The 12,179-nt window shown below is 40.3% G+C and carries 11 protein-coding genes; 1 reads left to right on the top strand and 10 read right to left on the bottom strand.

Features of this window, described 5'->3' with window-relative positions:
• Positions 1-2: 2 nt before the first annotated feature.
• From mgtE to KIT51_11470, 9 genes are all read right to left on the bottom strand, one after another.
• Positions 3-1,382, bottom strand: a complete 1,380-nt coding sequence (gene mgtE, locus KIT51_11510) for a magnesium transporter (protein ID UYN85510.1) — start codon at positions 1,380-1,382, stop codon at positions 3-5.
• 4 nt (positions 1,383-1,386) lie between these two features.
• Positions 1,387-2,115 (bottom strand): MgtC/SapB family protein, encoded by a 729-nt coding sequence (locus KIT51_11505; GenBank protein ID UYN85509.1) that lies wholly within the window; start codon positions 2,113-2,115, stop codon positions 1,387-1,389.
• 206 nt (positions 2,116-2,321) lie between these two features.
• Entirely contained in the window at positions 2,322-3,689 is a 1,368-nt protein-coding gene (locus KIT51_11500; GenBank protein UYN85508.1) for a HAMP domain-containing histidine kinase, read from the bottom strand.
• Positions 3,689-4,369, bottom strand: a complete 681-nt coding sequence (locus tag KIT51_11495; protein ID UYN85507.1) for a response regulator transcription factor — start codon at positions 4,367-4,369, stop codon at positions 3,689-3,691. The genes KIT51_11500 and KIT51_11495 overlap by 1 nt, the downstream gene beginning before the upstream one ends.
• A 428-nt stretch (positions 4,370-4,797) precedes the next feature.
• Positions 4,798-5,496, bottom strand: coding sequence for a hypothetical protein (locus KIT51_11490; protein UYN85506.1), 699 nt, complete (start codon positions 5,494-5,496; stop codon positions 4,798-4,800).
• A gap of 126 nt (positions 5,497-5,622) precedes the next feature.
• Positions 5,623-6,624 (bottom strand): DNA-processing protein DprA, encoded by a 1,002-nt coding sequence (locus tag KIT51_11485; GenBank protein UYN85505.1) that lies wholly within the window; start codon positions 6,622-6,624, stop codon positions 5,623-5,625.
• 29 nt (positions 6,625-6,653) lie between these two features.
• Positions 6,654-7,322 carry a hypothetical protein gene (locus KIT51_11480; protein ID UYN85504.1) on the bottom strand — a complete coding sequence of 223 codons (669 nt, stop codon included), beginning with the start codon at positions 7,320-7,322 and terminating at the stop codon, positions 6,654-6,656.
• A gap of 3 nt (positions 7,323-7,325) precedes the next feature.
• Positions 7,326-7,907 (bottom strand): HAD hydrolase-like protein, encoded by a 582-nt coding sequence (locus tag KIT51_11475; protein ID UYN85503.1) that lies wholly within the window; start codon positions 7,905-7,907, stop codon positions 7,326-7,328.
• A gap of 146 nt (positions 7,908-8,053) precedes the next feature.
• Positions 8,054-9,196, bottom strand: a complete 1,143-nt coding sequence (locus KIT51_11470; GenBank protein UYN85502.1) for a site-specific integrase — start codon at positions 9,194-9,196, stop codon at positions 8,054-8,056.
• A gap of 166 nt (positions 9,197-9,362) precedes the next feature.
• Between KIT51_11470 and KIT51_11465 the strand changes: the two genes are divergently transcribed.
• Positions 9,363-10,799 carry a Gfo/Idh/MocA family oxidoreductase gene (locus KIT51_11465; protein ID UYN85501.1) on the top strand — a complete coding sequence of 479 codons (1,437 nt, stop codon included), beginning with the start codon at positions 9,363-9,365 and terminating at the stop codon, positions 10,797-10,799.
• Here KIT51_11465 and KIT51_11460 read toward each other — a convergent pair.
• Complete coding sequence (locus KIT51_11460; protein ID UYN85500.1) at positions 10,796-12,067, bottom strand: hypothetical protein; 1,272 nt, start codon at positions 12,065-12,067, stop codon at positions 10,796-10,798. The genes KIT51_11465 and KIT51_11460 overlap by 4 nt on opposite strands.
• Positions 12,068-12,179: the final 112 nt, after the last annotated feature.

Here is a 12,179-nt window from a genome sequence, read left to right as displayed (position 1 = left end):
ATTTAAAGTGAAAAGAAAAGGGTAGCCATTGCGAAATAGATGAGCAAACCTGTAATGTCAACAACTGTGGTAATGGCAGGACTTGCCGCAACAGCAGGGTCGCCACCAATCCGTTTTACCAACAGTGGCAAACCTGCACCAATTACCGTTGCTGTGATTACTTGTAAAGCCAATGCAAGCGAAATCATAAAGGCAATTATTGGTAAAGAATAGGCAGAGGGTATTTCGGTTTCCCAACTCAAAAACAATACTTTGCCATAGGCAAGTAATCCCAGGCATACTGCCAAAAGCAAAGAAATCTTGGCTTCTTTCCAGAGGATTTTAAACCAATTACCTACAGTGATTTGTCCTAATGCCAAGGCTCTTACCACAACGGTTGCAGCCTGACTACCGGAATTTCCTCCAGTATCAGCCACCATAGGCATATATAGGGCGAGAATTAAAAGTTTTTCTAAGGCATTTTCGTAACTGTGAATAATAACACCCGAAATAATGCCAACGGCTGCCAGAGAAACTATCCAAACTACCCGCTTTTTAAAATGTTTAAAGGTGCTTGTTCCGATATAATCAAATGCTTCGTTTGCCTGAGCAATCCCCATAAACTTTTGCATATCCTCAGAATGCTCTGCACGGATTACTTCAATAGCTTCATCGTGGGTTACGATTCCTACCAATTGATTTTCTCTGTTCAAAATGGGGATAGCTACCAAATCATACTTCTCAATTTGAAAGGCGACTTTTTCTCTGTCTTCGTCCACATAAGCAAATACAAAATCTTTGTGCAGGGCATCTTCAACTTTTGTGTAGGGTTCTGCCATTATCAGGTCTTTTAAAGTAATGAAGCCTTGCAGTTTTTGGTTTTCATCCACCACATACACATAGTAGATGGTTTTTTTTGACGGGGCATCACTTCTTACTTTTTCAATGGCATCTACACAGGTCATATTACTTTGCACGGTGGCATAGTCAGTGCTCATTATACCACCTGCTGTTTCAGGCGGATAAGAACTCAATTCAATTACATCTTCACGAATCTTTTTTGAAAGAAAGGGAAGCAATGCTGCCTGCTCTTTTTGTGTCAGATGTTGGAAAAAATCTGCCCGATTGTCTGAAGGCAAATTCTCAAAAATCTGGGCAAAGCGTTTTTGGGAAACCGACTGAAACAAGTTTAGCTGTTTCACCATCGGGAACTCCGAAAATATTCTCCCCTGTTTCTCTAAAGAAAAGCGGTCAAGAATGGTAAAAAGATACGTTTCATCAATGGCTTGCAATACTTCGCCAACTTCTACTACAGGCATTTTTTTCATCACAGGAACCATCTCAATAATTTGGTCAATGTGCTGAAATTCTTTGGCGAGTTTATTTAGTTCTTGAATAGTCATTGTTTTAGTCGTTTTGCTGTCCTTGTATTTCCCAACTCACTTGTGTTACACCATATTCGAGTGTGAGAAGTGATGCCAGTTTTTCCATTTCGTTGTCGTGTTTGCCATTGGCTAAAATTTCCGCTTCTATATAAGTATATGCAGGATTGCCATTATCGCTGCTTTTGAGTGAGCGTAGTTGCAGGTGTTTGTCTTTGTTAATTGAATTTAAAATCAAGACACGCAAATGATTTTCAACTTGTTCTTTACAGCGAATTTTGAAGGAGTAGTAGATAGAACTGGCTTCTTCTTTCTGAAAAGAAAATCTGTTCAGCTTTATCCCCAAAGGGCGAAGAAGTAAATGGGTAAGCATTACAGCAAATGCGACTATGGTAGCCTCTGCAAACAATCCTACACCTGATAAAGCACCTACCGCGGCTGAACACCAAATAGTTGCAGCAGTATTCAGTCCCTGAATGCTCAACCCATCCTTCATTATCACCCCTGCACCCAGAAAGCCGATACCTGTAACAATCTGCCCAATAATTCGGGTGGCATCTCCTCTGTAAACACCATCGGCATCAACAGTAGAAGTAAGAGCAAATGAAATAAGGGTAAAGGCTGCCGAACCCAACGAAACCAGTGTGTTGGTGCGAAGCCCGGCACTTTTTTGTCGCCATTGTCTTTCAAGACCAATGGCAACTCCTAAAATGAGTGCTAACGAAAGGCGTGTTGTGAAGTCTAATAATGTCATTTTGCTCTCTGTTTGTGCAATTCGTAATTATGTTGCACAGTTTGAAAGCACTGTGCAGGTTAATTTTTGAATTTGCGGATTATACAACTAGGAACTGCATCCATTTTATCTGATTTTTTAATTTCAACACTGCAAAACTAAAACAGCCTCCGTTTGGAAGCTGTTAGAGACCTTTTAGAAAAAAATTAGAATTTTATTAGAGTGAGTTAAACGGTCTGTAACTCAACTGTGAATGTTGTTCCCTGGTGTTGCTTGGATTGAACGGAAATATTTCCTTTATGTAGATGAATTATCTTTTGTGTCAGAGAAAGCCCAATTCCATTTCCTTCTGCAAATGGTTTATTTTTGCCACGATAAAAGGGTGTGAAGATGTGTTGCAAATCTTCTTCTGAAATGCCAATCCCTTTGTCGTTAAATCGAAGTTGGATTTTTTCTTTTCCAAAGGCAATGGAAACATTACTCTGTTTATCCTTTGAAAATTTACAACCGTTTTCAAACAAATTGGTAAAAGCCACTTTCAAAAGATATTCATTTCCCTTTACTGTTATTTGGATGTCGTTTTCAAGTTCCTGTTCAAACACAATGTCAATTTTGTAATCAGAATTTACTTGTTGAACCTGTTGCCTTGCATCTAACAGAATTTCATCAATACGGATTGGCTTAAATGAAATTTCGGCAGGGTCGTAACTTGCTTTTGCGAAATCCAACAAACTGTTTGAAAGGCGTACTAATTTTTTTGCATCGTTCAAAGCGTTATTGATAGCGGTTTTATATTCTTCTGCGTTTTTTTCTTTGTTGGCAGAAAGTTCCAATTCGGTAATAATGGCTGCAAGTGGTGTCCGTAGTTCGTGCGAAATATTGGAAACAAAATTTTTCTGTGCATCAAAAGAATTTTCCAATCGGTTCAGCATTTCGTTAAATGTATTTGCCAACTGCGAAAGTTCGTCTTTGTTACCGTTGCTTGGCAAACGCAAATCAAGATTTGTAGCGGAAATGTTTGTTGCTTTCTCTGTCATTTCCTTTACAGGGTCAAATGCTTTTTTAGAAAAAAATCGTCCTGCTATGTAAATAAATAGAATGGAAATGATGAAAACTATAACGATGGTTTTAAGCAAACTATCTAATTTATTATAGCCGTATTGGTCTATGGCGGTGGCAGTAATGATATAATTTTTCCTTTCAAATTCATACCGCAAACCGATAACCTGCCAATCTTCCTGATAAAAATTGATTTCGCCTTTTTGGTTAATATCGTCTATCATTTGCTTGGTTTCCTTCACAAAATCAATATCAACGGCATCGTGATACAACAAGGTAAATGCCGTATCATAAATAGCTACTTCAACTTCATTTAAAATTTTTCGGTTGTTGTGATAAATGTTCTGTAAGGTTTGTTTTTCAACGCTTGCGTTTAAAAACAAGTTGGCTTTTGTGATAGCTTCTTTTTTCAGAAGCGTATAAAATTCCTTTTCCCGATTTTCTTTTGCGGTATAATAAATAACGGCTGCAAACGCCAATAAAATAGTGGCGGTAATAAGTGTAAACAATATGGTTAAACGTGTCCTGATTTGCATTATTCCGCTTTCAAAATAAATCCCATTCCCGATTTGGTATGAATAAGTTTTTTGTCAAAATCCTTGTCAATTTTTTTACGCAAATAGTTGATGTAAACGTCAATAAAGTTAGTGCCTGTATCAAAATGCGTGTCCCAAACTTTTTCCGCAATTTCTACTCTTGACAAAACCCTTTCAGGGTTTTGCATCAGGTATTGTAAAAGGTTAAATTCCTTTGGTGTAAGGTTTATTTCAATTCCACTTCTCTTTACAATTTTTGTATGCAAATTCATTTCAAGGTCTGCATACTTTAAAAGATTGCCTGTGTTATTGGTTGTTTTGTTATTCCGTTTCAGCAAAGCACGAATACGAACTAACAACTCCCGCATTTCAAAAGGTTTTACAAGATAGTCGTCAGCACCTGCGTCAAAACCTTCTACTTTATCGTCAGTTGTGCCCAATGCGGTAAGCATAATAATTGGCGTATCGGGTTTGGATTGTTTTATTTCTTTGCACAAATCCAGTCCGTCCATTTTTGGCAAAATAATATCGGTAATAATCAGGTTGTAGTCATTTTGCAAAGCCAGTTTCTTCCCCGAAAGTCCGTCATACGCCAAAGTCGTAACAAAACCCTGCTCTTGCAGTCCTCTTTGTATCAATTCGGCAATTCTTGTATCGTCTTCTATAATTAAAATATGCATTATTGCAAAGTTACATTTTCAATTTTAACGGTCATTATGTGCGTTGGCAAAATTGACTCTTTGGGTTTTGCGAAGCGTTGGGCTTGTGTATCGGGCAAAACCAAATGTGCCAATGCGGGCAGGCATAAAAACTTCAATTTTTTTGTGCGGTGGGAAAAATTTTTAAAACCATTTGGGTCGGCTTGAGTGTCGGCAAAGTCAGGTCGGTTTGTGTCAATGAACAGCGAAATTGTCGGTCGAGTTAAGGTCGTTTTTTGGTGGACGTGTCGTTTTCTACGCTTGCTGGTAACGTTTTGGCGCTTGGCGCAGTGGCGGATTTCGGAGCACAAAACTGTCAAAACACCACAAAAGTGGATGCGAGGTAGAATGTTCAATTAACCACTTCACCCGCCATTGCGCCAAACGCCTGTTATAGGGCGTAGTTCTTGTCACCATATACCAATCCAGTTTTCTAATTTTCTTTTAAACTCGTCAACTGCAAGCCAAGTGTTTACTTTTTGTTCATCTCTCTTGTCGTATGCTGTCAAATACTGAATGTGAATTTTTTCTCCCTGTTTTAGTTCGGGAATTTTTGTCACAAATCCGTTCTGTTTCATTTCTGTTATTGACTGATAGAAATCCACTTTGTTTTTAAGTCTTGGCGGAAACCAGTCGTCATTTTCTGCTCTTGAATTTAAAATTTCTCCGTCTTCTGTCCCAATGTGCAATGTCCACTCGTTACTGTCGGCTTGTATTGCGTCCAAGTGCTCTCCTGTCGCTGTGTCAAAAGTTATTTCGCCATTGATTTTGTCAAGCAAGCAATAGGTTTCTAGTTTCTCGTCAATGTCAGCCGTTTTTTCAATCCTAAAAATCCAGCCGAAACTGTCAGTCAAGGTCTCCCCATTATAAAGTGGAACTCTTATTTTAAATGAAACGATTTCAATGTTGTGTGCGTCCGTTTTAAAAATTTCCGAACTGCCGTTTTCGTATTTCTTTGTCTCAATAACATTGTCTTGTCGGTTACAGATAAGTCCGCAACGAACAACTCCCAAAGGTGTCTTAAATTCTCGTTTTATGTCAGTCGTCTGTGTCGTCATACTATGCCCTATAACGTTTTGCGGCTTGGCGTAGTGGCGGAATTTTAGCACAAAAGTTCAATCGAAGAACTGCACTTGACCTACCACAAAACTGTCATACGAAGCACTGCACCCGCCATTACGCCAAACCGCTGTTACCGGCTGGTGTTCTTCTGTCTAGTTTTGTGTTGTTGTCACTTAATCGAATAGATTTTTTTGAACAGAAATCGTTGTTTTGACTGTCGGTTTCTTATTCATTATTTTTTCAACTGTCTCAATGTAGTTTTCCTTGGTTAGTATTGATATGTCTTTCTGTTCTTTGATAAGGTCTCTATTCAAGTCAAACATCGGATTGCTTTCGTCTAAATTTTGGTCATACATTACTGCACGGGGTATATTATAGTCTTTAGCAAAACCCATTGCTAAACGTGCTCCGCTGTCAAGTTTTTGTCCAAACATCTTCCATCTCTCAGCTGAATTTTGAGCGTAACTAGCTGCTAAAACTATTGTGTCGCAGAACAAAGCTTGTAATCGGTCTCGTTCCTTATAACGGCTACTTAATTCCATTTGACTTTTAAAGTCATTCCCATATTCAGTTACAAGAAGTCCGCCTTCTTCAACTATTTGAAATGCCAATCCTTTGTTTCTTGCAGGCAAAATGTTGTTAAGTGGACTTGGTAGTATTGCAACTGTTTTACCATTAGAATCCAAAGCCTGTTGGTGAGAAATACTGTCGCAACCAAATGCTAAACCACTTACTATTGTCGCTCCATTTCTAACAAACTGAGCAACAATTTTTCTCTCTCTTTCTTCAATATCGCCTTCTGGGTTAAGTAGTCCTATGACGGAAATATTTTTGTTCTCTATGCTTAACAAATCAATATCTCCTTTATAGAATAAAAATATAGGCTTTTCGCTTTCCTTAACAATTCCTCTGTGCTGTGGGAAATTTTTGTCGCCTAATGCTACAAAACCGTCACAACAATTTTCAAATTTTGCAACAAGCTTATTTTCAAAATCTCTTTTTATTCTTTCAAATTCTTCGACATCTGTTTGTTCTCCTTTAATTGTCTTGTTGAGTAGTGTCACGATAGTATCTACACTTTCGTTGCCCTTCAAATTTTTGACAATCCAAGCATTACCAATTCCTTTGTAGGATTTAGTAGTAAGAATGTTTAATGAGTTCTCGGTATATTTCATTTTATTTTCGTTTCAAAGTTATTATTCTTTTAAAAAGGTAAATCATCATCATCGTCATTAATCACTTGAGGACGAACAACTTGTTTGATTCCACCTTTGTATGTCTTTGCAACTGCGTAAAATATTACACTTTTTGCACCATTATCTAATAAGGCTTGGATTGCGTCCTCGTCAATATTTACACCTTTGGTATAAATATCATCAATCAGTAGAATGTCTTTGCCTCGAACGTCACCTGAAATTTTACACGTAGCTTTTGTAATTCCTACGTAAGGCATATCTCCATCTCCACCATATCCACTTCTATTCATATGGGTTGTCCTTGTATTTATATTACGTATCATATAGCTTGTCCCATTTGTAAATCCACTTAGTTTGTCAACAACACTTGAAATAACTCTTTTGAATAGTTTCTGATTGTCAGAGTAGTGACCTTCAGCCTTTGCCCGTGGTATTACACAAACAGTCAGGTTAGTATTATGAAGACTTTTTATTTTGGGCAAATCTTCTTGAAGAACCTTTATCAGTTCGTTAACTGCATTTTGTAGGGTTGAAACACTTGTGTCTCCGAATTGATTTTTTAAATGATTTATAAAATCAGGATTCCCTTCTGTGCCGTATGTTGTGTAGTCATATCGGTAATAAGCTTGGGTGTTCCTATTTAAAAACTCGTTTTGAGTTATGATAAATTTTTCCATACGTTATGCTATTACAGGGTTTATGATTTTGATACCTGCACTTTTTGCGTCTGCAATCTCTATTTCTTCATTTTCAAAAGCTATAACTATATTGGGCGGAACGCCCAATATAGAAAGTGCCTTTTCAAATTTGTTTACTTTCTTGTTGTTTTCGTCAAATGTTCTATAGAAAACATTTGTAAACTTATCTATAAGTCGAAAATGATTTAGGGTTTTTAATGCTCTGTCCTTGCGACAATTTGTAACTAAATATGTCTGGTTAGATTTCGAATATCTTAAAAGCAATTCTACATTTTCATCAATAAGTGTAGTTACATTTAGAAATTCATCGTATAAACTCTCTTTTACTTGAATCACTTTTTCAAGTTCATTGTCTGTCAAGTGAGGAAAGTTAGCTTTAAGCACACTTCTATTAAATCTGATTTCAGGATTGTAAACTAGTTTCGTGTCTGTCTGCAATACAGAATCAACAGCTTTTTTGTAAGCTGAAAAATTTGCAAAATCGGTGTCAACTAAAGTGCCGTCCATATCGAAAAAGAGTATTTTGTCAGTCGTGATTATAATTCCTTCTTGGTTTTCTATCATTTTAATTGTCTCCGTTATTTTGTTTGTGGCTGTCACCTACACTTGCCGGTAACTCTCTTATACCCGCTATAAACCTTCGCTTATACAGCCACTATGGGTTCGCTATGCGAAGGTGGATAACGGGTATTTTTAAAAATAGGGAAGCCTTATAAGGTATCAAAGGGTGAATTAATTTTTTGAATGCTTTTTGTGCTTACATGGGTGTAGAGCTCAGTAGTTTTGCTGCTTTTATGCCCTAAAATCTCTTGAATGTACCGAAGGTCAGTGCCGGCTTCCAATAGGTGGGTAGCGTAACTGTGGCGCAGCCAATGTAAGGTTACCGGTTTTTTAATGGTTGTTTTGGCTAAAGCTTGCTTCAGCACCAACTGCAAACTTCGGGCATCATAGGGTTTGCCTGCCACCTGGCCTTCAAATAGGTAGGCTTTTGGCCGATAGGCCTTAAAGTATTCACGAAGCAATTCTACCACTTTAGCGCTGAGGGGTGCAATACGGTCTTTGTTACCTTTGGCTCCTTTGATAACGAGAACCAAACGTTTAGAGTCTACGTGCTCAGCCTTTAGCATCAGTAATTCCCCGCTTCGTAGGCCACAGGCATAAATCAAACTCAGCATAGCCCTATGTTTCAGATTTGCCGAAGCCTCCAACAACGCTTTCACTTCTTCTTTGCTCAAAACGTTTGGCAATGATTTGGGTTGTTTGGGCCGGTGAATTAACTGGGGGTCAAGGTTTCGGTTTTCTACTACCCGAAAGAAGAGTTTTAAGGCATTTACAACCTGGTTTTGATAGGCGTAAGAAAGCCGGTTTTTAAGAATGTATTCATTGTTAAAATAAATGATATCGTCAGTTGTGATGTGCTCGGTTATCTTGTTCGTATAAAATCGTAAGAACGTTCTCAGGGCATCAGTATAAGTTTTAGTAGTATTGTTGCTATACCGTTTCGACCGAAGGTATTGCGTGAATTTATCTACTTGGGCGCTGTGTACTTCAATAAGAGGTTCATGTTGTACAACTTTTTTTTCTTTAGGCGCAGGTGCAAGCCATCCCTCAGTGGCAGGTTTGACTTTATTTATAACAGAAGAAAAATCAACATGCCCATAAGGCCGCAAAGTTTTTAGTGCCGCCCTGAAATTTTCAGGCCTGTTTTTAATGTACCAGCAACGCATGGTCTGGCTCCATTTCATGCCGTCCAGTTTCTTCAAGGCACCCTCAATCTGTGGGTCTCGTTCAAACCGGATGCATAGCACCGGTAGGTTGCGGTGTATCGTTTTTTCTATGGTTATGCGCTTCATCAGGCTTTCGGGTTACTAAAGTTAGTGCCTAAACCTGAATATCGGGAAATACCGGGTACTCCATAAAACCTAACGCATGGCATGTTGCAGTACACCATCAAACCTTCCTTTTTTCTTTTCGCGGAAAACTGTACTTTGAAACCTATTCAACTAACTGAAAATTTCCATGACACCCCGTAACAGCCGAAGAAGTTTTATTAAGCAAGTTGGGTTGGCAGCCGCAGCCTTCACCATAGTACCCCGCCATGTGCTTGGCGGAAAAGGATTTTTAGCGCCTAGTGATACACTGTCTGTTGCCGGAATTGGCGTTGGTGGCATGGGCAATGGCGATGTAAACGGAATTGCCGCTACCAAAAAGGCTGTCATATCTTTTCTGTGCGATGTAGACGACCGCAGGGCAGCGAATGCCATTAAGAATTTCCCCAAGGCAAAATATTATAAAGACTTTAGGGTAATGCTCGATAAGGAGCATAAAAGCATTGATGCTGTTTCCGTTTCAACACCCGACCATAACCATGCTGTACAGGCCATGGCCGCCATGCAATTGGGCAAACACGTGTATGTGCAAAAACCTTTAACGCATGATATTTATGAGGCGCGCATGCTAACCGAAGCAGCAAAAAAATATAAAGTCGTAACCCAAATGGGCAACCAGGGTGCATCGGGCGATGGCGTACGCCAATTGGTAGAATGGTACCAGGCCGGCCTGATTGGCGATGTGCACACAGTATATTGTTGGACCAACAGGCCCGTGTGGCCACAAGGCATACCGTGGCCAACCCAAAAAGCCGAAGTGCCCAAAGAACTTGATTGGGATTTATGGCTGGGTACGGCTCCTTATAAAGATTATATCGACAAACTAGTGCCGTTTAACTGGCGCGGCTGGTGGGATTATGGAACAGGAGCCCTGGGCGATATGGCGTGCCACATTGTTGAACCTCCATTCCGGGTGTTGGAACTGGGTTATCCGTTGGATGTACAGGCCAGTGTAGGCAGTGTGTATGTTGATGAATTCAAGCGGGGCTATTTCCCCGAAAGTTGCCCGCCATCGTCACACATTGTTATGACTTTTCCTGAGCGGGGCAACAAGCCAAAAGTAAAAGTGCATTGGATGGATGGCGGCATTCAGCCCGAACGGCCTGAAGAACTTGGCCCCAACGAACAATTTGGTGACGGTGGCAACGGTGCTTTGTTTATCGGCACAAAAGGCAAGATGATGTGCGGAACCTATGGCATAATGCCAAAACTTTTGCCCACTTCGCGTACGCAGGAAGTAAAAGTTCCGCAAACACTAAAACGGGTTCCCAATGGCGACCGTGGCCATTATGCCAACTGGGTAGAAGGATGTTTGGCCGGATACGGAAAAACAGAACTAAGCTCTCCATTTGAAATAGCCGGTCCGCTTACGGAAATGGTGCTGATGGGCAACCTCGCCATCCGCAGTCATGATATTCGTTTCCCCCGAAAGGATAATCCAAACCAATTCGATTACCCCGGTAGGGATATCAAATTGTTGTGGGATGGTGTGAACATGAAAATCACCAACTTTGATGAGGCCAACCAGTTTGTGAAACGCGAGTATCGAAAGGGCTGGAGCCTTTAGCGAACAGTCGGTTGAATTGGATAGCCTTGTGGATGAGGGTATATAGCAATCCCGCTTCCGTAATTCAGTTCACTGCTCGTTATAATAACATCCGGACTCTTTTTTCCGGACGTGGTTAATTGTTGAGGTGAGATTTTCCCAAACTTGCCTGTTGAAAGCACCGTCCATAATGCCCCGTCTTCGTCAAACGCAAGTTGATGGAGCAAAACACTTACGTTAAGGGTAAACTGAATTTCTGGGGTTATTTTACCAGATTGCTGAAGTTGTGAGGCTGGTATCTGTGCGATAACGTTAGGCCCGAAGTAGCCAACCCATAAGTTCCCTTGTAGGTCAAAGGCCATGCCCTTTGGGGCGCTTAAAGTATTTATAACAGGGGGTTTGGACATACAGGTAACGCTAAGAAGATCATTTAAGGCAGTGCTGGGGGTACCAAGCAGGTTAGTGGGTATTTTAACAACATCATTTTTGCCATAGTTAGCCGCCCACAAATTTCCGGCTGCATCAAAAGCGAGCCCTTGTGTTCCTTTAAAAGATGTGCCTGAAAGGGTGATATCAACCTTATTGGATCCGCTTTGATTTAAACCGGTTTTTTGAATGCGCATCACCTTGCTGGCCGTCTTGCCATCGGCAAACCAAAGATTTCCGGCAGGGTCGAACGCCAGGCAGGAAGCTTCGTGCATTAATGTTATGCTGGCTGTTACATTAGTGTCACCTAACTTGTGCCACGGATACATTTTAATGGTGCCAGCATCGGCCGTCCATAAGTTACCGTCTGCATCAAAAGCCAGCGATTTAATGGAAGTAGCCTTACCGGTTAGTTTAGTAACGGGTTCGCTTTGAGCGGAAGAAGTACCGAGTTGTTGATCGGAAAATGCAACAATGTGCAGGCTTTTGCCGGCCGGTGCATTTTGGTTGCCCAACCAAAGTTTGTCGCTTCCAGGCATTAATTTATACCCGATGTTTACATTTTGTGTATCCCGCTTTACGGTTACTGTAATAGGTGTAGGCCGAAAAGCTTTGCTGATGGATGGCTCGCGTTGAATGGTTATTTCACCGGAGAAACTGTACTGTCCATCGGCCAGGTTAACAAGTTTTTCCGAACCGCTTAACCTGCGGCTGTAACCATTGGGACCGGTTACAAGGATTTCACTTTGTTTACCGCCCGGATTTGTTGAGAGGGTTAAATTCAGAACCCCTACAGGTTGCTGGGCTGATGAGGGTGAATGCGTAAGTCCGGTCAGTATCCCGATTGCTATCAGCGTTCTCATACGATCATATTTTTAGTGGAAGTCATCTCAAAAATATTACCGTTCTTGCAAAGCCCAAAAGACAGTACTTGTTTAGAAGTTTCTATTTTTGAAATGAGTGTAACTAAATTTA

Source organism: Cyclobacteriaceae bacterium (genome assembly GCA_025808415.1).
Classification (GTDB): Bacteria; Bacteroidota; Bacteroidia; order Cytophagales; family Cyclobacteriaceae; genus UBA2336.
Note: the sequence above shows the minus strand (reverse complement) of the source record. Positions and strands in the feature narration are given on the sequence as shown.

Bases quoted from the DNA above. Each gene is read 5' to 3' on its own strand.
- mgtE (UYN85510.1), bottom strand. From the start codon at position 1,382: ATGACTATTCAAGAACTAAATAAACTCGCCAAAGAATTTCAGCACATT.
- KIT51_11500 (UYN85508.1), bottom strand. From the start codon at position 3,689: ATGCAAATCAGGACACGTTTAACCATATTGTTTACACTTATTACCGCC.
- KIT51_11475 (UYN85503.1), bottom strand. From the start codon at position 7,907: ATGATAGAAAACCAAGAAGGAATTATAATCACGACTGACAAAATACTC.
- KIT51_11480 (UYN85504.1), bottom strand. From the start codon at position 7,322: ATGGAAAAATTTATCATAACTCAAAACGAGTTTTTAAATAGGAACACC.
- KIT51_11495 (UYN85507.1), bottom strand. From the start codon at position 4,369: ATGCATATTTTAATTATAGAAGACGATACAAGAATTGCCGAATTGATA.
- KIT51_11505 (UYN85509.1), bottom strand. From the start codon at position 2,115: ATGACATTATTAGACTTCACAACACGCCTTTCGTTAGCACTCATTTTA.
- KIT51_11460 (UYN85500.1), bottom strand. From the start codon at position 12,067: ATGAGAACGCTGATAGCAATCGGGATACTGACCGGACTTACGCATTCA.
- KIT51_11465 (UYN85501.1), top strand. From the start codon at position 9,363: ATGACACCCCGTAACAGCCGAAGAAGTTTTATTAAGCAAGTTGGGTTG.
- KIT51_11485 (UYN85505.1), bottom strand. From the start codon at position 6,624: ATGAAATATACCGAGAACTCATTAAACATTCTTACTACTAAATCCTAC.
- KIT51_11470 (UYN85502.1), bottom strand. From the start codon at position 9,196: ATGAAGCGCATAACCATAGAAAAAACGATACACCGCAACCTACCGGTG.